This window comes from Limnothrix sp. HT2024, from assembly GCF_059138625.1.
The window spans coordinates 3955201-3977762 of record NZ_CM181121.1; the positions used below are offsets into that span (position 1 = coordinate 3955201).

Here is a 22562-nt window from a genome sequence, read left to right on the forward strand (position 1 = left end):
TGTCTTCAGTCAAACCCTGAACCTTGAAAATTGAGTCTTTATACCCCCTGAGTCCTTGAGTATGGCGACGATTCAGCAACAGAAAATCCGGATCCGCTTGCAAGCTTTCGATCGAAAGCTGTTGGATGCTTCCTGCGAAAAGATTGTGGATACGGCGAACCGCACGAGCGCGACGGCGGTGGGCCCGATTCCGCTGCCGACGAAGCGCAAGATCTATTGCGTGCTGCGTTCTCCCCACGTGGACAAGGATTCGCGTGAGCATTTTGAAACGCGCACTCACCGCCGCGTGGTTGATATCTATCAGCCGTCGTCGAAAACGATCGATGCTTTGATGAAGCTCGATTTGCCGGCTGGTGTGGATATTGAAGTGAAGCTCTAGAGATTTTAAGTAGGGCGGTTGATCGCCAGTTATCCCTAACAATTTCAATCAGTAATTGCCAGCAATTACCAGTAATTAAAAAAGTTACCAGTAGTTCAAAGCTGTGCTGGTTGAATTGCCCAGTTGGGGATTTGGTTACTCAAGCTAATGCTTTAGTGCCCGAGAGTTCATGTAACTCTTGGGCATTTTGGATTGATTTTGGATTGATCTTGAAACGACTAGGGCTGAGTGGCTTGATTGGCTTGGGCGACGGCCAGGGCGATCGCCTGGGGAAAAATCAAATGCTCTTGGGTTTGAATTCTGGCGTGGAGCGTTTCGGCGTTGTCGGTGGGGTAGACGGGAACAGCAGCCTGCATCAGGATGGGGCCGCTGTCCACCTCTAGCTCCACGAAATGCACTGTGCAGCCGGTGATTCTGACTTGGGCGGCGAGGGCTTGTTCAACGGCCCGAATGCCGGGAAAGCTGGGCAACAGGCTGGGGTGAATGTTGATGGCCCGTTGGGGAAAGGCGTTGACGAGGGTTTCGGTGGCCCGCCGCATCCAACCGGCCATGGCAACCCATTCCACTCCAGCGGCCTGGAGCGCTTGGACAACGGCCGCGTCAAACTGGTTTCGATCGGGGTATTGGCGATGGTCGAGGAGAACGGCGGTCACGCCCCAGCGGGCTGCCCGGGCGGCGACTTTGGCCCCGGGATTGTTGTAAATCAGCACTTTCACCTCTGCCCGTAAGCGGCCATCGGCGATCGCCTCCATGATGGTTTCAAAATTACTGCCACTTCCCGAGGCTAATACGCCCAGGGCGATCGGGGGCAGGTTTTGATAGAGCGCTAAGAGGTCACCGGACAGTTGAGGGGAGACCAAGTTAGGCTCGGGAGCGCGATCGATCGGAGCCTCGGTCATAGTTCCAGCCATTGCGAAAAATCAGCACGATTGTAGGCTCCGCTTGCCCGAAAGGGAAGTGCTAGAATACGCGACTGCGAAACAAACTGGTGCTTTACGCGGCGCAGCGCAGGAGGTGTGCTGTTTATACTCGTCCTTTGGCTCGATTAATTGAGCAATTGCAACGGCTACCGGGCATTGGCCCTAAATCTGCCCAGCGGTTGGCGCTGTATCTGTTGAATCGCCCGGAAGCGGAAATTCAAACCCTTGCCCAAGCGCTGCTGGATGCCAAGCAACAGGTGGGCCATTGTCAGGTTTGCTATCACCTCTCGGCGGAGCCGGTTTGCGAGGTTTGCAGCAACCCGAACCGCGATCAACAGACGATCTGTGTGGTGGCGGACTCGCGGGATCTGATTGCGATCGAGCGCACTCGTGAATATCGTGGGCGCTACCACGTCTTGGGCGGGGTCATTTCCCCCATGGATGGTATTGGCCCCGAAAGCCTGACGATTCAGCCCCTGGTGCAGCGGGTGCATCGCGAAAAGACCCATGAGGTAATTTTGGCGATCGGGCCCAGCATTGAAGGGGAAACCACCACCCTTTATCTGTCTCAACTCCTGAAGCCCTTTACAAAGGTGACCAGAATTGCATTTGGGTTGCCCGTGGGGGGTGAGTTGGAATATGCCGATGAGGTTACCTTGGCGAAGGCCCTCGAAGGTCGGCGCGAGGTGGAATAGTTTCTGATTATTGCTGGGGCAATTATTTGGGCAATTATTTGGGCGATGACTGGTGTGATTACCTGGGCGATCGCTCGGGCTGGGGAGAGGGGTTCAAGTTTTCTGGATGTTTCTACTAGCGTGGCTGCCCTAATTCACTGGGTTAAATTACATGGCTGTTACCGTCACCAAATCGTTAGGCAGCAAGGGGCTTAAGCCCCTTGTTACCACGACTGGCTCCGCAACTTCGACCCAATGTATTAAGCCTGTCATGCTACTACTGCTAATTTGTTTCGATGTTTTTCTGAAGTTTCTCGCTCCCGATCGCGATCGGGAGGCTGAATTGAAACGTGCTGCCCTTGCCTAGCTCGCTGGTCACCTCCATTTCACCCCCCTGAAGCTCCACCAATCGCCGGGAAATGGATAGCCCAATCCCCACGCCAGCGGATTGGCGGCCCTCGTGGCGGCAACGACTGCGATCGGCACGCCAAAATCGCTCAAACACATGGGGCAAATCTTCCTCAGAAATGCCTTCCCCCGTATCCGTGACCCCCACCCAAAGGGCGCGTTCATCCTTGGGGCTGGCCCAAAGGCGAATTGAGCCACAGGTGGTGTGGCGTAAGGCATTGCCCATCAGATTCAGCAACACCTGTTCCACTCGATCGGGATCGGCGGCCACCAGCGGCAGGACAGCCGGGCAGTCGAGAATTAACCTCGGTTCATCATCAAACACCTGATCGGCAATGCGGTTGATGATCGATTCCAACAGTGACCGCAGGTCGATCGACTGCACATGAATCGGTAAATAGCCCGTTTCTGCCCGCGATAGCTCTTGAGTGTCGCTCACCAGTCGCTCCAGCCGTTTGGTTTCGCGAATCAGGCGATCGAACAAATCCGGCGTGGGATCAATCCGCCCTTCACTCAGTTCTTCGAGATAGCCCCTCACCACCGTCAGCGGTGTGCGCAGTTCATGGGTCAGGTCGCTGATCAAATCCCGGCGGCGCTGCTCCGTGCCCTCCAAGCTCGTGGCCAAACGGTTGAAACTACTGCCCAACTGATTTAGTTCTGGAATATCACTGGCTTGGATGCGGGCATCCAGTTCCCCCGAGGCAAACCGTACAGTCACCTCTTCCATATGCTTCAGGGGCCGTGCAATCCGCAAAGCCGCCCAATAGCTAAAGGCCCCTGCCGCCGTGGCCCCCACCAGCGCTGACCAAAGGGTGCTTTGCTGCAACACAAACCCGAAACTGTTCACCAGTTGCGTGCGGGCATAGCGCAACCGAAACCCCCGCACCTCCAGCTCATCCAGCTTCCAAACAAAGGTTTTGGGGGACGAAAACCAACCCACCAACGCAAAGCTACCGATGCTGAGGAAAACCACCAGCAGGTGAGATAGCAACAGGCGCGATCGCAAGTGGGGGCGAAGTTTAGTTAGGTCGGTGAGCAGGGAGTTCAAGGGCGATCGGGGGGTGAGGGTGGATCGATGCGGCTACTGGCCCGGAAACTGGGGCAGCTCATTTCATTTTGCCAAGGTCGATCGGCTTCGTGGCCCCGGTGATGTAAATCCCAAGGCCGATCGATCGGTCGATCAATAGGTCGATCGATCAAACGCTGGGCAATCGTGGGCATCGCTGGCTACGATCGAGCAATCACCCAACTTCTCAGCACATCGAAACCGGCGATTCAACATGCCATTGCACAGGCGATGGGCAAGGTAGCCATGAAACGACGCTGGCGGCGCTGGCCGCTTCAAACCTGGCAACGTTGGTTACTCACGGCCCTGGGAGAAATCTTGCTGGGTTTGATTCTCTTTGCGATCGCACCGTTCTTTCTCAATTCCCCTTGGCCCCTCTTGGGGTTTGCAATTGTGTTGGGTGTGCCGATCGCCTGGATTGGATCGCTGGGTTATGGCCTGTGGCGGTGGCTAGATGCTCGACGGGCCCGAACCCTGTTGGCGCAATACGATCCGGTCTATCGACGACTACGAATTGTGCAGTTACTGACGATTTCTTCGCGAGCGGTGGAGGAGGCGATCGAAACCTTGCAACTGCTCAACCAGGACGAAACCTATCGCGCCTTGAATCGATCGCCCTTGGATTTGTTGCAGCATTCTCCTGACCTGGCAACTGATCATCAATCGCCTATTGCTGATGCTGCTGATCCGTCACAATCCGTTAAGCCTACTCACCGATCGCCCTGAGAGGATGTCTGAAAAGCCAAAATCGATACTCTGCACGCCCCATCGATCGACGAAGACAAGGGGCTTAAGCCCCTTGCCCCCAAGACTATTGGTGCATTGCCCGTGCCAAAAGACACTTTTCAGACATCCTCTGAAAACATGACTCAATTCGAGCTTTATTTAAAGTTAATAAATTAATTGATTTTTAATAGGTGTCTCGATTTATATATTGCTCAATTGCTTGCTCAATTCATGATTAATGCTCGCTAGTCATCCTTTTAACTGTTTTTTGATTGAAGGTGTGAGAATCAACCATGACAAAACTTCCAAAACGAGTAATCATCCAAACTTCAGCCCTTGCCCTGCTTACCTCAGCCCTTAACGCCTGTGGCATCATTCCCGGAACCAGCATCACCACCGTTGAGCCAGGGTATGCTGGCCTCAAAATTCAACTCTATGGTGGCAGCAAAGGAATTGATAAAGCTGAATTGGTTTCGGGGCGTGTTTGGTTTAATGGCTACACGGAAGAAATTGTTGTTTTTCCAACCTTTGTCAATACCTATCCTTTCACCAAAGAAACAACGGAAGGCTCACCCGTTGATGAATCGATTGTGTTTTCCGTAGCCGGCAGTCCCGTTTCGGCGGATGTGGGCTTATCGTTTGGTTTTTCTACGGAAGCGATTCCCAACACCACCAGAACCAGACTGCATGAGTTCTATGAAACCTATCGCAAAACCCCCGATCAGTTTCGGGCAAATGAGTTGAGAAATGGGCTGAGAAATTGTTTTTCGGAAGCGGCGGAAACCTTAGCCCTGACCCCTGTGCAGGTGCCCACCAGTCAGCAGCGATTGGTGGCAACGGTGCGGGCCTGTGTGCAGCGGCGCTTTCAGTTCATCACTGTTCAAGATGTGTCCCTGTTGGGGCCGTTGCGGCTGCCCCCGGACATTCAAAAAAGCATTAACGAGCAGTTTGCGGCCCAACAGGCGGCCCAAACGGCCGAGGCCAATCGTCGCAAAGTGGAAGCGGAGGCGGCTTCCAATGTGGCGAGGGCCAAGGGAGAAGCGTTGGTGACGATCGAGCAGGCCCGGGCAGAGGCGGAGTCCAATCGCCTGCGGGCGGGTTCCATTACCCCGCAATTATTGGAGCTGGAACGGTTGCGGGTGGAACGGACTCGCATTGAAAAATGGAACGGTCAGCAAGCCCCAACCATTCAAACGCCCAATGTGCAAATCGGCGGTTCGGCGGCGGGTTCCAAAGCTCCCTAGATTTGGTGCTCAAGATCTGGTGCTCAAGATTTGGCGCTCAAGATTTGGTGCTAACGATGGGCGGGTTGGCCAAATTGCGACGGCGCAGGACAAGAAACCTCGATCGGGGCTTGGGTGCGGGGATGGCGAAAGACGAGAGTTTGGGCATGGAGCCAATAGCCACAGTCGCCGGGCAGGGCGATCGCCTCGGGATCTCTGGAGGCCTCCGGCGCGATCGGGGTCAGTCGCGGTTGCCCACCAGCTCCATAGAGTGGGTCGCCCACGAGGGGAAATCCGGCGGCGGCTAAGTGAATCCGAATTTGGTGGGGACGGCCCGTGAGAATGGTGACTTCGACCAACATTTGGTCATGATCTCGTCGTAATACTTGGCAATCGCTGCGGGCAAAGGCTCCATCCGGGGTGACCCCGTAAAGATGCCCCAATTGGGGGTGGGGAATTTTGCCGATCGGCTGCTCAATCCGAAACTGATCCAGGGGAGCGTTGCCCACCGCCAAAGCCCAGTAGACCTTATGTATTTGTCGATCGCGCATTTGTTGGGTCAGGTGCGATCGGGCCTGGGGCGATCGGGCCAGCAAGACCAAACCGGAAGTGCCGCGCCCCAGTCGGTGAATGGGCACAGGGCTGGATTGTGGATAGCGTTTTTGCAATTGCCGCAACAGGGTATGTTCCAAAAAACCTCCCGCCGGCATCACGGGCAAGCCAGCGGGTTTCGCCACCACCAACAGATCTGCATCTTCATAGAGCACTGCGAAATCCAGGGGCACGGTTGGTTCCACCCAAGGAGAGCGATGGTAGGTCAACCGTTGTCCCGATCGCAGAATTTGCTGAGGACTGGCCGGGCCATCTTCGACCAAAATTTGACCCGCTAAAATTCGATCGCGCCAAGTCTGTTCTGTGGAGTGTCGATAGTGTTGGCTGTAGTAGGCCAAGAGGGTGAGGCCCGCCGCTGCGCGATCGACCCGATCTTGATAAACCCAACCCTGATTGAGCGCGCCGGTTTCTCCCGTCATTCAGATATACAAACTCGGATATTCAAAGACGGTCGTTACTTTGGGGTGGCGACTGCGGAAAATGTGGCAGCTCCTCATTCAGGCAAACCCACGAAGCTGCGCTCGATGTCCAGATATCCAGCGCTGGATAAAAGTTACTTTGATCATCCAGTGTCGTGAAGCGGATGGATGTAAAATCGGGGATTGCTTCGCCGGTTGCAAATAAAGGACTACCGCAATTTGGACAAAAGCTCCGAGTTGTTTGAGCACCGCTAGATGCGCGAACGGAGTATGTGCTTGGAGAACCTGTAACCCGAATGGACTTTGTAGAAACAACCATGCCAGATGCGAATGGTGCTCCGCTAGATTGCTGACAATCGCGGCAATGACAATTGAGCATTGCCATTGGCTGACTAGAACACTCGTAGCGTATAGCACCGCATGCACAGCCACCTGAAAATGGAACATTCATAAAAATCTCTCCTCATACAGAGGAAATATCAAAGATCGAAGACCAAGCGCCTGAAAAATCCAATAACTTAAAAATCCAACAATCCTCAAAGCCGCGATCCTCCAATCAGAATAATTCCACCAAAGGCGCAGATCGTCCCGATCGCCACTCGCAAAATTCGCTGGTGACCGGTCACCTCTCGAAACAACCACAGACCCCAGGCCGCATTCACCACGATCGCAAACTGAGTTAGGGGCATTCCCACCGCCATCCCGAGGCGATCGACCGCGAAAAAGCTGCCCACATTCGCCACATTCCAGAGCATTCCCGAGCAAACCAACGCCAACAGGCTCGATCGGGGCAATTGCCGCAACACCCGGCCTCCCCGTTGCCCAGCCAACAGACTCGCTGTTCCCAAAATCCCAAGGGACATAGACGGCACAAAGGCGATCGGGCTTTGGGCCGCAAAGGCAAAGGGGACTGATTGCGACCCAAACAGCAACCCCACCACTGCACAAAGCCACCAGCCCTGATCCTGGATTTTGAGTCGGCGGCTGGGTTGTTGGCTCGATCGGTTAGCCGGTGGATGGGCGGATTGTTCGATCGGGGGTTGCGTTTTGGTTGGGCGATCGGGCCAGTTCATCAGGGCAATTCCCGCCACCAACAGCGCCACTCCCCCAAGGGCCACCGGTAACAACACCGGCTCCCGAAAAAATAACGCCCCCCAAAGAAACGAAACCCCAATCCCGATCGTGGCCCACAGGGCCAACCCCCGCGCCAATCCCAAGGCCCGCACCACAAAAATGGAGCCGTAATTGCCCAAGGCCCAAATCATCCCCGCCAGCAGGCCCCAGCCATTGGGAATCCAAGCTCCAGAGGCGATCGCCAACGGAATAGCCAACAGCCCAATCCCGATCGCCATGCTCAGTTGCGCCGCCAAAGGATCCACCGCTGGCAACCGTTTCACGGGGATCAGATACGACCCCCAAAACAGCGCCGCCACCGTCGCCCCCAACCAGCCCACGCCAGGGTGCGCCATCCCCACCGGGGCGATCGAACTAGCCGCCAGCGTTGCCGCCATCCATCCTGTAACGTCCAAAAGCCATCATCTCCCGGTCAGCATTCCTAACCCGGAGATGATGGCACAGGCTAGGCACAGGCCAAGCGCAGTTTTCCCAAAAAATACCCTTTGCCCGCAAGGTAGCCGAAAAGTAGCCGAAAAGCCGAAAAATAGCCAAAAAAAAGGTGGGCGAGTTGATTTTGCTCAACTCACCCATAATCTACCGAACCAAATCCATATCCATTGCTCGATCGAACCGACGGATGGAACTTCAGCCCAATTGAAAGGTTCACCCGCCAGTCTGATGGCTAGCGATTGCTAACGACTAGCAATCGCTAGCCACCATCTACTTCAATCATCTGCCTACTGTTGAGTAGCAACCCATGGCAGCATCACTTGAGCGGTCTAGCTATCTTGCTGACGACGGCGGGACACCAAGCCCAAAGCCGCAGCAGCAGCCAGCGACAGCATCACCGAAGGCTCAGGCGTTGCCACCTTCGAGCCAGCCACACCACGAACCACGAACACCGTGTCGTTATAGTCCAGGTCACCGCCGGTCACGATGTCCTCAAAGCCCATCAGAGTCCAACCGTCGCCCAGGTCATAGGCAACCATGTGTTGCAGCTTGTCGCCATTGCGGTTGGCATCAGCGCCCAAGAAGTTCCAAGTCCCGGTGCCATAAACCTGATCCGAAGTGATGCCAGCGTAGTTTTCGCCACGGCTGTAACCATCAGAGTTCAGGAAGAAGTCAATCATGCTGCCTTTGCTGAAGGATCCGAGGCTCACGCCTTGACCCCGCTTCAGGGGGCCATCAGCCTCAGCCAAAATCGACTCCTTGGAAGACACATCGTTGAAGACCGTGCTCAAAGGGCCATCGTTGGCGGAAAAGAGCAACTGGTTGCGATAGGCTGCGCCTTCGTTGATGAAGTAGACTTCCAGCGAATCAGCAGCACCTGACCATTTCAGGCTGTTGGGGTTAATTTTCGAGAGTTCCAGCGCCGTGAATGCTTTGCGCTCCTGTTGGACGTAAGTATCAAATTGGGCCAACTGTTCGGGAGTTAGTTGCAATGCGCGGGCGGCGGAGGCAGACATGGTGCCGACGAGGGTAGCCGCTGCGAGGACAAAGCCTTTCCAAATAAAACCTTTCACGATTTAAATCCTCCTAGTCCTAATCCGAATGTTCTTGGTGAGCAGTGGTAGTTTTGCTGGAATCGCTTTTCCTGACAGCACCCTTGATGTTGATCGCGCCCACTTACCAAACCGGTGAATGATTTAGTCCGCTTGTTTTGCCTGGAAAAGCACGCGCTCTTTTGGGTTCTTGATTTACTTGTACTGTGTTTACGAAGGCCTGTCTAGGGTTTTTCTGGCTCTTGGCGGAATCTTTAATTGCAAGCCAGTTTTATGAAGTCTATTTAAAGTTTAAAGATTAAGTAAAGATCAAATACAAAAAAGCTGAAAGTCTTTGTGGGCAAGATTTCTGGTGATTGAAAATTTGAAAAAATTTAAATTATGGTGACGGCCATCACGGGATGTTTTTGTCAGAAATCACGAAGCCTTTAGGCGAAAAATTGATCACTCTGTCCAGGTGATTCTGCAAAGATTGCTCCAAGAATTACTCCAAAAATTACTCAGGATTTTCGATTGCAATTTCTGATGCCATTGTCCTCTTGGGACTGATGGGTTGTCGTGGCTTTGTTGCCAAGGGACTGTTGAACTATTTCTTCGGCTTCCAAGGGGCACGAATAGGTTAGTAACCCTAAATGAAACGTTTCAGCCCGTTTTTGGGCTAATTTCGCTGTTGAGTGCCGATAGATGCTGGGCTATGCTGGTTTTTTGCGCTGGGGAGTTGCACGGCTGGGGCGATCGAGGGTTGCGAGTTGCTCGATTCAATTAGGGCGATGGGTTAATCAACAGTGATTGATTTCCTGTCATTTGCCCATATTTTCTTAAAAATGCGAATCCATCCTAGAGGCTGTCATACAATGAACAGATGCTACTCGGATTCAAAACTCAACTCAAGCTCAACAACCAACAACGCACCGCATTAGCTCGCCATGCCGGTGTTGCGCGTCATGCTTGGAATTGGGGATTGGGACTAACCAAGAGCATCCTTGACCAGAACAAATTACATCCCGAGGAAAAGATCAAATTTCCATCAGCTATTGATTTGCACAAGTGGTTAGTAGCCTTGGTCAAGTCTGAACACCCTTGGTACTATGAGGTCTCCAAAAGTTCTCCTCAAAATGCCCTTCGTCATTTACGGGCGGCTTGGGATCGATGCTTCAAAAAGACTTCAGGTGCTCCTAAATTCAAGAAAAAGGGTCGCCATGACTCCTTTGAACTGGATGGAGCTATTCATATTAAGGGACTAAAAAAGATTCAGGTTCCTAAGATTGGCATCCTGAAGACCTATGAAGCCTTGCCTCAGAATGTCCAGCCCAAATCAGTCACCATCAGCCGCCAAGCGCGTGATTGGTTTATCTCGTTTCGGATTGAGATAGAACCTGTCATCACACCCAAGGCGGTTGAAATTGTTGGGGTTGACTTGGGTGTCAAATCCTTAGCAACTCTCAGCCCTGGAGAAGTGTTTGAAGGCGCTAAAGCCTACAGACAACTGGAGTCCCGGCTCTCTCGTTTGCAATGGCTGAATCGCCACAAGCAAAGAGGCTCTGCCAATTGGAAAAAGGCTCAATGGAGGATCGCTCAACTCCATCAGCGAATCGCCAACATCCGTAAAGACACGCTCCATAAGCTCACGACCTACTTAGCCAAGAACCACGGCATGGTGGTCATTGAGGATCTGAATGTGTCTGGAATGATGGCGAATCACAAGCTAGCCAAGGCGATTCAGGATATGGGGTTCTATGAGTTTCGGCGGCAACTGGATTACAAGACGAAGTTGTATGGCTCTGAACTGGTGATCATGGATCGCTGGTTTCCATCCAGCAAGACTTGTTCCTGTTGTGGCAAGAAAAAAGAGACCCTATCGCTTTCAGAGCGGGTGTTTGATTGCGATCACTGTGGATTGCAGATTGATCGCGACTTGAATGCCGCGATTAATCTGCAAAAGGCGGCCAGTCCGGTCGTGTCAGCCTGTGGAGCGGATGAAGCCGACTTCGCCGCGATGAAGCAGGAAGTTTCCTGATTGCTGTATTTGCTAGTCAATTGCAGCAATTGTTAGTGAATTAGTGACGGTTGAGGAACCCCAGCAGCCGGCAACCAAGGAGGGGCCGTTGGTTTGAGATAATGGGAGCCGCAATGCTTTGTGGTTGCGGGAGGGTTTGAAGGATGGTGTTGGCAAGCTGGCTACTGGCGGGGATTTTGGGAGCGCAGGGCTTGCCACCCGGAACGCCTGCACCGAGTCCGAGGCCAAATCTACGGCCCCAGGAGGTTCGATCGCTCCCAGGACATTTGGATGCTGTGCCTGTGCTGAATAGCAACAGCCCGGAAATTGTCCAGCGGGAGGGAATTTTGCTCTCGACCTTTCCCCCTGCTGGAATGCGCAGTCCAGAGGCGCACCTTAATCAGGTGTTTCAAGGACGGTTTGATATTTTTGCCCACCACATTGCCAAAGCGGAGGCAACCGGGCCGAACGGGGCGATCGACCTGCGATCGCTCTATGTGGGAATTGTGTTGGGCAACCCGGATCCCAACCGATCGGCAACGGTGCGAGTTCTTCAGGGGGCCAGCTATCTCAGCCAGCCTGATGCGCCGTTCATTGCCCTGCCGCCGATGGTGGATAACCCGATCGGCCAGGTCTACTCGGGGCCCGGCAGCCGAGCGGTGGATTGGGTGTTGCGCGGCCGCCGCCAAGGGGATCTGCCCGATCGGGTCACCATTCCCCCGGGTGAAACCATCGTGCTGACCAGTTTGCCCATCCCGGTTCGATCGCTCAATCCACCCCTGAACGGTCGCTCCACCCTGCTGCGTCTGGACAGCGATCGCCCGGTTTATGCTGCTACCCTCGCCCGTTTTGCCCAGGTAACCCCCGACGGTGGAGAACAGCCCCCCACGGAAGCGGACTGGCGATCCACACTCACCACCGGAACCCTGTCAGGGCCACGCGAGCCGGTTCCCACGGCCCCCGGCGCACCGGGCCCCCTACGTTATGGCCGGGTGGCCGGCGTGGCGATCGGGTCCCGTTGGCGCGCGATCGTCACCGATGGGCCCAACAACCCACGCCTCAGCATTCCCGCCCCCGGTGCAGCCTTTTCCTATGGTGTGAGCACCCTGGTTGCCGGTCGGTTAGGGACTGAGCAAGTGCAAACCGCCCCGATCGTGGCTCGCTACCCGGATACGGCCTGGGCCGCCCACGGCAACTACGGGATTGAATATGACCTCACCTTGCCCCTGCATAACCCCACAGCCCAACCGCAGACGGTGGCGATCGCCCTAGAAACGCCAGTGAAATTTGATGCGCCCGCGCCTGGGTTGCAGTTTTTCGATCCGTTGCCCAACTCGGTCTTCTTTCGGGGAACCGTCCGCATTCGATACCCCGACGATCGGGGGTTGCCACAAACGCGATATGTGCATTTGGTGCAGCGCCGAGGAGAACCGGGTCAGCCCCTTGCGACCGTGCAATTACCCCCCCAGGGCGATCGGCTCGTGCAAGTCAGCCTGATCTATCCCCCCGATGCCACTCCGCCCCAGGTTTTGACCTTGCAAACGCTCACGAATCCATAACCTGAGTCAGGGATGATTCAGGGTATCTGGGGGCCATGATTTCTGTGGCTTCACTGGTTTTTCATTTTTGCGGTTTAGGATGCAATCAACCAAACCCCAGGCGGGATGACTCAGCTTGACATCATTTCTGGAGTCCCATCTACTCAAGAAAACTAACTTTCTGCGCTCAGTGTTGTAATTGTCTGGACTCGATCGAACTGATTGGTCTGAGTCAATCGAAAAGTCTTTTGTCTCCCTCGATTTTGAGCCACGCAAGCTACGGTAATTGAAGGATCAAAACCAGATTACGATCAATTCGTCCTTCACCCATCCGTTCTCTCTTTCAGTGTTTATGATTCGATAATTATTCGATCCCAACTGCTAAATACTACAAACTATGATGACTAAATTATGATTGAGCAGTGTAAGAGCTAATGAAGTACCTTGATCATGATATTTTCATGATTTCGAGATGACTTAATTGTCAAATAATTATCAAAAATCATTGGAAATTAAAAATCAAATTATTGAATCACCAAACTTAAATTATCGAACGATGATTATTTATTTTCTTGATTGAGAACTGAAGAAATAATTGTACGAAGACTTTATTTCAGTGAAAAAATCTAAAATCTTCCTTTGAACTGACTTTTCTTAAGAAATTTATCGCTATATTTTAAAATCAGGGCGCAGATCGATCCAAGCACATTCAAACAGAAAAATATGTTTCCTTTAGATAGATAGGACTCAAGAAGTTGCTCAAGGATGGCCACCCTACCCAAGGTTTGAGCGATCGCAGATTACACACCAAAGATGAAGAACCAGTGAAACTGGCTGTAGTCTTTGATACTCGATCACCCAGAATCTGCCTTGAAGTCGTTCCTTTGGGTGTCGAACCGTCTCATCAATTTCACGGACTGTCCCAAGAGTCCTTTACAAGTTCGCAACTGAGACAGTTTACTCAAATCAGCGCCCTGGTGAAACCCAGGTCGTTGGTCAGGGTACGTTCAAGCTATTGTGATATCGTCATGGCTTTTCATGGCCTTGAGATTGATCTCAAGCGAAAGACGTAAAGACGAGGAGTGAATGAATTGGTTGGCATTGAGTCATGATCAGAACTCAAAATGCATGGATCAATTTCACTCTAAAAAATTTAAATTTTTCGAGAATTTTTCAATCAAGATTGTGAATTTTCAATCAAGATTGTGAATTTCCGAATACTCGTTCTGCCACAGTCTGGACTAACTTTCCTTGCTTGGTTTTCACGGTGTAATCCGTGATCAATATCATGCTTTGGAACTACCCATGACCCTTCTCTCGGCAAAACTAGTCCATCATTAAATTTAGACGAGAACGATCAAGTTCTCTCAAATTTATCAATCGTCCGGGGCATCTATTTATTTCCCCGTTAAAGGGATGCAAGACACATTGTTTTCTACCTTTCTGTGAGAGCTTCATGAGCACGCATCAATCAACACAATCGTCTGGGTTGACTACTCTGAGTATTTTTGCTGAGGGTTCATCATCGATGCAATGCCAAAGCAATGATCAAAATTGTGATTCGCAAGATCAACATTTTGATGGCTCATTGCAGTCCACCGATCGATCGATTGTTTTGTCTACGTCTTTTCAGTCACGCCAGCCCAACAACCTTGAATCCACCCTGGTTGTGATTGATGCAAGGGTAGAAGCGATCGACCAATTGATTCAGGGAGTGCAGCCCGGCACAAGGGTGCTGAGGTTGGAGCCAACGGAAGCAGCTTGGGCCCAAATGACCCAAGCCTTAGCTGAAAAACCGGTTCAACAACTCCATGTGATTGCTCACGGTCAACCGGGCTGGTTGCAGTTGGGCGATCGGGGGCTGTCTGCGGCGGATCTGTCTCGGGATGTGCGGGACTGGCTGCGGCGTTGGGCTTTGTTGCTGAGCGATCGAGCCGAAATTTTGCTCTATGGTTGCCGCACGGGGGCCGGCATCTTGGGGCAGCAACTGATTGAAACCCTGGCCCACCTGACCCAAGCAACCGTGGGCGCGGCCACCAGCCCCGTGGGATCGGCCGATCGGGGTGGATCTTGGCGCTTGGATCGATCGACCGGGCCCCTGCAAGCCCAAGTGCCCTTCACGCAACGGGCGATCGCCCAATATCCCGGTCTGTTGGCTCCCTGTATTCCCAACCAATTCCTTGGGATCGCCAACTTCGATGGTAGTGGTGGACAAAACGACCTGGTAACGGTTGATTTGGCCACGGGAGAAGTGAAGCTACAGCAGGCTAATTTCCTGGCCAGCGACGCGATCGCCCGTGAACCCAACTCCAACCGCATCTATGGCTTACCCAACGGGGGCGGTACGATCCAGGTCACCGATTTAGCCGGTGGCAGTGGCACTCCCGTGCCTAACACCCTCAACTCTGGGCGCTTAGCCTTTGATACGGCGGGGAACCTAATTGCGGGCAGTGGTCGGACGATCGACTTTATCAATGTGGCCGCTTCCACAGCCGCCTCCAGCCAAATCCTCTCCAAAAGACTGCAAATCACGAGCATCATCGGTTCCAGTAACCCTGATGATTTGCCACCGGCTGATGGGGTGAGTGGCTTTACCAGTGGTGATTTTGCGGTGGATCCCACCGATGGATCACTGCTCATGGTTTTGCGGAGCCCCGCCAACGGAGCAACGACCGGTCGTCTTTATAGGATCCCGGCAACTGAGTTGGCTAAACCTTTTGATGGCACTCCCATCCCAGTTTCGGCGCAACTCTTAACCAAAAACAGTGTTCCCTTCGCAGGGCTAGCCTTAGGTTACGATGGCAACCTTTATGCCACCACAACGGGTCAAAACCCGGGTGGTGCAGGGCTATATCGGATTGACCAAAATTCGGGAGCCGTGTCCCTGGTGGCCCGCACACGGATTCCAGCGGGAACCGTGATTAACGGTGTAGCCCTCACCTCCGATCAGGCAATCAGCGTGGGTGACCTGGGAACGTTGCCCAGCCAGCCGATCAAGCCCAACATTAATCTCACCAAAACCGATGGTCTAGAAGCAGTACTGCCCGGCAGCACCATTACCTACAGCATTACGATCTCCAACACCGGGGGCTGCGACATTACGGCCCCGTTTTTGCTGAATCTGTCCGATGCGCCCCCGGCAGAGTTGCTCAGTCCCGTTTGGAATCCCAATGTGCTGGCTCCTCCCGGGATTGGCTTGGCGCTCAATGCTGGAGAAACGAAAACCTTCCAGGTGTCGGGTCGCCTTTCGGAGACGGCTACCGGGGTGATCACCAACACGGCCCGAGTCTCCCTTCCGGCCGGGCTTTTTGATCCGGATTTGGGGCCCCTCGCGCCCCAGGTGATTACAGCGACCGATGCGACGCGCGTGGTGGGGGGTGTGAATACACCGCCGACCCCGCTCAACTTGGTGTTGCCCTATAACCCCAATGGTTCCATTCCGTTGGCGGCGGCGGATCCCGATAGTGATCCGATTCGGGAATTTGTGATTACGGAAATTCCCCCGGGGAGTTCACTGTTTCTGCTCGATCCACTGACGGGGGCGAAAGTTTCCCTGTCGGCGGGGCAATCGATTCCGCCGGGAAATGTCGGTAACCTACGGTTTGAGTCACCGGATGGCAAAGGGTTCTTCAAGTACTCCGCCAGGGATGACAAGGGGAACCTGAGTCCAGATTCAGCAACGGTATTGTTCGATCGCCCGGAAATTATTGCCGAACCGCCGGTTCCCTTGAACGGAATCTTCAACGTGGTTCCCGGCTCGGCCACGGATTTGACCGAACCTCCCGAAAACGGCGTTGCCAAGTTTCGACTGGGGGGATTACCACCCACGGCGATCGACCCGAACAGCGATTCCATCAAAAATTACAACATCACCCGCCTACCGGCCTTGGGTGACTTGTACGTGGGCGATCCGTTCAATGGGGGGCGCAAAATCACCAGCACGGGCCTCCTGACTCCGGAAGAATTCGGCAATCTGTTCTTTATTCCCCGGGCCGATTTCACGGGTAAGGACTTTCTGACCTTCGACGTGATTGATATAAAAGGCAATCGCAGCCTGATCAGTGGCACGATTTCCTTCATTGCGCCGCCGGGAATTTCGGTGGCCAGCACGCCGCCCACGCCGCCCACTACGGTTAATAGGGCCTTGGGAGATCTACCCTTCTTCATCACTAGCTTTGCTGATGTGGCGGGTGCGGCCCCGAATTGCGGTTGTGTGGCCTCGCCGTTGGCGGCTTCCTGGCAAATTCCCAATCCTCTGATTGTGCCTGAGCTACCCGCGTTGGTGATTCCGCCGCCGCCCGAAACTGGCGGGAACCGACTGTTGGGTACGCCGGGTAATGATGATTTGGTGGGCACAGCGTCCAACGATTTTGTGTCGGGGTCTGCGGGGAACGATCGCCTGCGGGGCGGCCCCGGTTCCGATGAACTGATTGGCGACCTTGGCAACGATTCCATTTTTGGTGGTCTGGGCAATCGTGCTGCGGTGGGTTCCGGGGTGGATGCCGATCGCCTCGGTGGCGGCGAGGGCAACGATCTGCTCAACGGGAATGAGGGTGATGATGTGATCTTTGGCGGTAATGGCCAAGACATCATCAATGGCGGCAAGGATAACGATATTCTGCTGGGCGATCGGGGCAGTGACATCCTGCGTGGCGACCAAGGAGCCGACACCATCATCGGCGGCCAGGGTCGCCCGGATAACCGGCCGGATCCGAGCGATCGGGATCTGATCTTTGGCAACACCGAAAACGACGTAATCAGCGCCAATGAAGGTGAAGATACGGTGTTTGGCGGCCAAGGGGATGACTACATCCGGGGCGGCAAGGAAGCCGACTTGCTGCACGGCGATCGGGGTAACGACATTCTGATCGGTGACTTGGGCAACGACACCCTGATCGGTGGAACCGGCGTGCGCCTCATTTCCGATCCCAACGGCCAAGACCTGTTGTTTGGCTTGGGCGGCGATGACCTGCTTTATGGGAACGAAGGTCAAGACACCCTCTCCGGGGGCGACGGCAAGGACACGGCCTTTGGCGGCCGGGATAATGATTTGATCCTGGGCGATTTGGGCAATGACGTGCTCTACGGTGACCTGGGCAACGACACCCTGTTGGGCAGCGGCGGCAGCAATGTCCCGATCGGGGGCGGCGCGGACGATGACCTGCTCTATGGCGGTCGTGGCCAAGACAACCTGAATGGCGGCCAGGGCCAAGACACCATCTATGCCGGTCAAGAGGATGACTTGGTGTATGGCGGTAAGGACAACGATTTGCTCTATGGCGATAAGGGCAATGATGTGTTGTCCGGTGACCTGGGCAACGACACCCTAATTGGTGGCAACAACAACACGCGGGATCCCGATCGCACCGGCAACGATCTGCTGTTGGGCGGCGGCAATGAAGACTTGCTGTTGGGCAACGATGGCAACGACAGCCTGGCGGGCGAAGATGGCAACGACACGGCCCGGGGTGGTCAGGGGAATGACTACCTCTGGGGTGGTGCTGGGTTGGATCTGTTGATGGGCGATCGGGGCAACGACACCCTCTGCGGTGAAGCGGGCAACGATACCCTCTACGGCAACAATCCCGATCGGCCCCAGTCCGTTGGCACGGCTTCCGATAACGATGTGTTGTCCGGTAACGCCGGGAATGACTTGCTCTTTGGCAACGATGGCGATGACCAACTGGATGGTTGCGAGGATGACGACACCCTTTTTGGGGGCAAGGGGAACGACACCCTCACGGGCAGCGCGGGCAATGACGTGCTCTCCGGCGATCAAGGGGATGATGTGCTCTTTGGGGGCGAGGGAATTGACACCTTTGTGATCGGTCTCAATCGCGGCGTGGACATCATTTCCGACTACTTCGCTAACAATGACCGAATCGCGCTGGCCGGTGGGTTGCGATTTACCGATTTGTCCTTTGTGGAAGAGGGCAACTCGATCCTGGTTCGGGCGGGCGAGACCCCGATCGCTCGTCTTCAGGGCATTCCCGCCTTGCAATTCGTGAACAGCCAGGACTTCATCTTGGTTTAGGTTGAGTTGGTCTAGGGCAAGCGATCGGTGGGCAGTTGTTGGCGGTGGCCCACCGACAGCGGCGGAACTGGTCCGGTGGCTGGGGGATGACGGGACGATCGGGTTAGGCTCATGGCGGTTGACCCCTCCTGAGCCGATCGCGTCCCTTCGACCCCCTTTATGGCTGACCTTGCTCCGCAACACCGTGACCACCTGCTAACCATTGAATTGGCTGTCCGCACCTCTGACCCCCGACTTTTGGAGGGGTTGGAGGTGTGGTTGCGTTTGGGGTTGGTGTCCGAAGATTGGGTGCGCGAAGTGGCCAGCACTTGGCTCACCTGTCCTCTACCGGTAACCGCTCGATCGCCCGTTGCTCCCGTCCCCAGCCCCTCCCCCCAACCCGCCACCCAGTCCCCCAGCCGGCTGCGGGCCATCACGGCCGAGCTGAGCGTGGTTTGGTTGCTGCTGTTGGGGGCGTTTTTGGTGGTGGTGTCCTCCGCTTGGTTGGCGGCCAGCTTTTGGAGCCAAGTGGGAGGTGTGGGGCAATATGGCATCTTGCTGCTCTACACGATGTTGTTTTGGGGGGCTGCCCTCTGGACCGATCGCCAGGCCCGATTGCGCCTGACGGGTCAAACCCTGCGTGGCCTAGTAACCCTGCTGTTGCCGGTGAATGCCTGGGCCGCCGATGGCTTGGGGTTGCCCCTGTGGGGCTGGTTTGGAGCAGGCGGATTGTGGTTAATGATTGCCTGGACGATGGTGAGTCGTCGATCGGTCGCTCTCTTGATCCTGTTGGCCTGTGGATTGCACTGGAACTGGCCATCGGGCCAAGCTTGGGCTGGGGTGACGATTTGTGCGGGGTTCATCGCCCTGGCGGCCGCTTGGCCCGGCCGGTGGCAACTGCGATCGCGCCATCATCGGGCCCTGATGGCCGGTTCACTGCTGATTTTGTTGTTGCGGGCCCTGGCCACCCAGATCGCCAGCTTGGCCGATGTGGCGTTGGTGATGGTGGTGTCTGGGTTGCTGGTGATTTTGGATGCGCGCGAGGCAACCCGGGCTAAGGCGGGATTGAGTGGGTTGGGCTGGTTGCTGGTGGGCTTGGGTTGGTTGTTGGGGCAGACGGATGCCACGGCTCCTTGGCAGCAGTTGACCTTGGCCCTGATCGTGGGAGGTCTGTTGTGGGAACGGTTGCAGCGATCGGGGCGAAGAACGGATCTGTTGGGCTTAACCCTGGTCATGGCTGGAGCCTGCCGAGGAGCCGCGGCCCTGTTGCCCGACGATTGGCGATCGAGCCTATTGATGGCGGCCCAATCCCTGCTGGAACTGCGGCAACCGGAGCAGGTTTTGGGGTTGCTGTGGTTGCCTTACCCGATCATGCCCGGGGGCCTGGCGATTGCCCAGCAGCGGCGCGATCGCCCCGATTTGGCGAAATTTGGCTTGGGCCTGGCGCTGGGGATCCTGTTGCTGCTCAATGCCTATGCCCTCGCCCTCTGGCCCCATAACCTGCGGCTTTTGCCCCTCAGCTTGCTCACCACCGCTAGCTTCGGCTTAGTGGCCAGTCGATCGCCCTTGGGATCCCTGCTGCCCCAAGCCCTGGCCAACTGCACCCTCACGGCCGCCCTGGCCGCTGTTTATGCCCTGGCCCGGTTTGCCTTGCCCACCACCAGCGCCCCGATCGGTTGGGGGCAGGTGGGCATCGGAGCCACCCTGGTTGTGTGGAGTTTGGTGGCGATCGGGGGCGATCGTTCCCCTTGGCAACCTTGGGTCAAAACCAGTTGGTGGCTGGGTTTGGGGCTAGCGGGTTTGAGCCTGGTGCAACTGACCCATGGGGTTTGGGAAACCGTCCCTGCACAGGTGGCAACCTCGGGCTTGCTCAGTTGGTTGGTGATTCCGCTGGCCCTGTTGGGGTTGGCGGCGATCGGGCCCGGAAGGCTCCGCAAAGCTGCCAAGGGCCTTGGGGCTGGTGGATTAGTGTTGGCCCAATCCCTGGCCATTGCCTCACCCCAGTCCCTCACTTTGTCCCTGGGTGTGGCCGGGTTGGCCTTGGGGGCCAGCTCCCTGCTGCCTGGGTTTCGACAAGGGTGGGTGGCCCTGATGGCCGTGACCTTTGGTTGGTTGTCCTTATCCGCCTTGACCGGGGCCGGCGTGGGGTCTTGGAGCGGGTTAGCCTTTGGCCCTTGGGTGACGTTGCAAAGTGGTCTGTTGGTCGTAGCTTGGGGGCTGTGGTGGTTGGGGGTGGGGCGATCGAATCCGCTGCTGCGTCTCTATGGCCAAGCCCTCGATCGCTGGGCCACGGCGGTGAGTTGGTTGCTGTTGCCCTTCACGGCCCTGCGACTGTTGGTGTTGGCCCTGGACTGGGATCAGCCCCAAGCGCTTTGGGAAGGGTGGGTGATTGGGCTGCTGTTGGGGGCGATCGGGTTTCGGTTGTTCACCAGTCGGCGGGCTGGTCGGCCCGCCGCCATTCCGGGACTGCTCTGGGCGGGAGCCGCGGCCTTGGAGTTGGCAGCGGCGGAAACCCTTCGCCAACTGAACGGTTCCCTCAGTCACTACGCCGCTGTGACGCTTGGGCTGGGGTTCATCTGCCTGCTGGCTACGGAGCGGTTGGGGCGACAGTTTCCCAGCCGTCGATGGTTGCCCTTGGGCTATGGCCTGTTAACTCTGTTGTGGCGATCGAGCTATTGGGACGGTTGGACGGGCTTGCTGATGGTGGGGGTGGCGCTCATTGGTTTGCGGGTGGCCGCCCGATCGCCCCATCAACGCTGGCTGAGTTACGGTTCCCTGGCGATCGCCTCCTGGGGTTGGGGTGAATTGGCCTTCTTTTGGACGGGCCATTGGTTACCCGCCGGAACCACCACGGATGCCCTGGTGTTGTTTGCCGTGGTGGCGGGTTTTCTGGCTTGGTTTTATGACCTGGGGCGCGATCGATGGGGGCGATCGCTCTTTGCCCTCAATGGCCCTACCCTGGCCTGGACAGCCCATGGCCACTGGTTGGTGGGCACTGGGTTTTCGGGCTTGCTGTGGTTGACGGCGGGCCCCACCCACGGATCCTTGGCCTGGGTGGCTTTGGGATTGTTGGTGGCCTATCCCTGGGTTCAGGGGTGGCGCACCTCGGGCCTGTGGGTGGATCTGGCGGTTCTGCAAACGATCGCCTGGATCAGTTGGGGTCGGGCTTGGTTGCCGGACTGGGCCGCCGTTGACCCCCATTGGGCTGCCTTGGCGGCCTTCAGCGCGATCGGGCTGGCCATCTTGGGCCAAACCCGCCCCCAAAAAACCGCCTGGGAACGGGTTGCCCTCTGGTTGCCCGCCAGCATCAGCCTCTTGCTGGCCGGGTCGATCGCCCCGCCCGCGTTGATGGTGGTGGCCGCCAGTTATGGTGCGTTGGCTGCCCTGTTGCGTCGTCGCCGGTTGTATTACCTGGGGCTGCTGTTTGCCACTTGGTCGATTTGGCGGAGTCTGTGGCTGGCCGGTTCCATGGAAGCCCTGCTCTATGTGGGGCCCTTGGGCAGCAGCTTAATTTTGGCGGCGGAAATTGATCCCGCTTGGCAAGGGGCCAAAGGCCGGCCCCTGCGCCATGGCCTGCGGTTAGCTGGCACGGGAATCATTGCTTGGGCGGCCTTCGCACAGCACAGCACCGATTGGGTAAGTCTGGTTTTGGCCCTCGGGGCGATCGGGGCCGGCATTTTCTGGCAAGTGCGCGCCTATCTGTTGATGGGATCCCTGTTGCTGGGAGCCGCCACCCTGGCCAACTTTGTGGAGTTGAATGCTCGGTGGTCGTTCCTGAAATGGTTGGTGGGGCTGGCGTTGGGCACGGGGATGATCTGGCTGGCGGCCACCTTTGAAACCCAGCGCGATCGCGCCATGGCCCTGTTACAGCGTTGGTCAGACGACCTCGATCGTTGGGATTAGGAATGGTGCTGAGACCTAGGCCCATCCAACGACCCAATGCCCAAACAAAAGCCGCCCGAGGAAGGGC

At 55.8% G+C, this 22562-nt stretch carries 15 protein-coding genes; 8 read left to right on the top strand and 7 right to left on the bottom strand.

Annotation, left to right across the window (positions count from 1 at the left end; genetic code table 11):
• Positions 1 to 61 precede the first annotated feature (61 nt).
• The gene (rpsJ, locus tag AC2IAX_RS16230) at positions 62 to 379 is read left to right on the top strand and encodes a 30S ribosomal protein S10 (protein ID WP_099532978.1); all 318 of its coding nucleotides are present in this window, start codon (positions 62 to 64) and stop codon (positions 377 to 379) included.
• A gap of 218 nt (positions 380 to 597) precedes the next feature.
• Here rpsJ and purN read toward each other — a convergent pair whose 3' ends face one another.
• The gene (gene purN, locus AC2IAX_RS16235; RefSeq protein ID WP_494388379.1) at positions 598 to 1290 is read right to left on the bottom strand and encodes a phosphoribosylglycinamide formyltransferase; all 693 of its coding nucleotides are present in this window, start codon (positions 1288 to 1290) and stop codon (positions 598 to 600) included.
• 77 nt (positions 1291 to 1367) lie between these two features.
• On the opposite strand from purN, the gene recR reads away from it, so the two are divergent.
• On the top strand, positions 1368 to 1994 hold the full coding sequence (gene recR, locus AC2IAX_RS16240; RefSeq protein WP_190353861.1) for a recombination mediator RecR: 627 nt from the start codon (positions 1368 to 1370) through the stop codon (positions 1992 to 1994).
• 262 nt (positions 1995 to 2256) lie between these two features.
• On the opposite strand, the gene AC2IAX_RS16245 is transcribed toward recR, so the two are convergent.
• Together AC2IAX_RS16245 and AC2IAX_RS16250 are read right to left on the bottom strand one after the other, a co-directional pair.
• The gene (locus AC2IAX_RS16245) at positions 2257 to 3429 is read right to left on the bottom strand and encodes a sensor histidine kinase (RefSeq protein ID WP_494388380.1); all 1173 of its coding nucleotides are present in this window, start codon (positions 3427 to 3429) and stop codon (positions 2257 to 2259) included.
• Positions 3426 to 3602 carry a hypothetical protein gene (locus AC2IAX_RS16250; RefSeq protein WP_494388381.1) on the bottom strand — a complete coding sequence of 59 codons (177 nt, stop codon included), beginning with the start codon at positions 3600 to 3602 and terminating at the stop codon, positions 3426 to 3428. Before AC2IAX_RS16250 ends, AC2IAX_RS16245 begins: the two co-directional genes overlap by 4 nt.
• On the opposite strand from AC2IAX_RS16250, the gene AC2IAX_RS16255 reads away from it, so the two are divergent.
• Together AC2IAX_RS16255 and AC2IAX_RS16260 are read left to right on the top strand one after the other, a co-directional pair.
• Positions 3595 to 4173 carry a hypothetical protein gene (locus tag AC2IAX_RS16255; RefSeq protein ID WP_494388382.1) on the top strand — a complete coding sequence of 193 codons (579 nt, stop codon included), beginning with the start codon at positions 3595 to 3597 and terminating at the stop codon, positions 4171 to 4173. The genes AC2IAX_RS16250 and AC2IAX_RS16255 overlap by 8 nt on opposite strands.
• Positions 4174 to 4466: 293 nt before the next feature.
• Positions 4467 to 5417 carry an SPFH domain-containing protein gene (locus AC2IAX_RS16260; protein ID WP_494388383.1) on the top strand — a complete coding sequence of 317 codons (951 nt, stop codon included), beginning with the start codon at positions 4467 to 4469 and terminating at the stop codon, positions 5415 to 5417.
• A 50-nt stretch (positions 5418 to 5467) separates the two neighbouring features.
• On the opposite strand, the gene AC2IAX_RS16265 is transcribed toward AC2IAX_RS16260, so the two are convergent.
• The 4 genes from AC2IAX_RS16265 to AC2IAX_RS16280 form a co-directional block, all read right to left on the bottom strand.
• Entirely contained in the window at positions 5468 to 6427 is a 960-nt protein-coding gene (locus AC2IAX_RS16265) for an RluA family pseudouridine synthase (RefSeq protein WP_494388384.1), read from the bottom strand.
• 22 nt (positions 6428 to 6449) lie between these two features.
• Positions 6450 to 6878 (bottom strand): GFA family protein, encoded by a 429-nt coding sequence (locus AC2IAX_RS16270; protein ID WP_494388385.1) that lies wholly within the window; start codon positions 6876 to 6878, stop codon positions 6450 to 6452.
• An 85-nt stretch (positions 6879 to 6963) separates the two neighbouring features.
• Positions 6964 to 7938, bottom strand: coding sequence for a GRP family sugar transporter (locus tag AC2IAX_RS16275; RefSeq protein ID WP_494388386.1), 975 nt, complete (start codon positions 7936 to 7938; stop codon positions 6964 to 6966).
• Positions 7939 to 8322: 384 nt separating this feature from the next.
• Positions 8323 to 9066, bottom strand: coding sequence for a DUF4114 domain-containing protein (locus AC2IAX_RS16280; RefSeq protein WP_494388387.1), 744 nt, complete (start codon positions 9064 to 9066; stop codon positions 8323 to 8325).
• A gap of 841 nt (positions 9067 to 9907) precedes the next feature.
• On the opposite strand from AC2IAX_RS16280, the gene AC2IAX_RS16285 reads away from it, so the two are divergent.
• The 4 genes from AC2IAX_RS16285 (at position 9908) to AC2IAX_RS16300 (ending at position 22495) form a co-directional block, all read left to right on the top strand.
• Complete coding sequence (locus AC2IAX_RS16285; RefSeq protein ID WP_494388388.1) at positions 9908 to 11062, top strand: RNA-guided endonuclease InsQ/TnpB family protein; 1155 nt, start codon at positions 9908 to 9910, stop codon at positions 11060 to 11062.
• Positions 11063 to 11205: 143 nt separating this feature from the next.
• On the top strand, positions 11206 to 12600 hold the full coding sequence (locus AC2IAX_RS16290; RefSeq protein WP_494388389.1) for a DUF3370 domain-containing protein: 1395 nt from the start codon (positions 11206 to 11208) through the stop codon (positions 12598 to 12600).
• Positions 12601 to 14194: 1594 nt separating this feature from the next.
• Positions 14195 to 18613: a DUF4347 domain-containing protein gene (locus tag AC2IAX_RS16295; RefSeq protein ID WP_494388390.1), complete on the top strand. Its 4419-nt coding sequence runs from the start codon at positions 14195 to 14197 to the stop codon at positions 18611 to 18613.
• Positions 18614 to 18772: 159 nt separating this feature from the next.
• Complete coding sequence (locus tag AC2IAX_RS16300) at positions 18773 to 22495, top strand: hypothetical protein (RefSeq protein ID WP_494388391.1); 3723 nt, start codon at positions 18773 to 18775, stop codon at positions 22493 to 22495.
• Positions 22496 to 22562 lie beyond the last annotated feature (67 nt).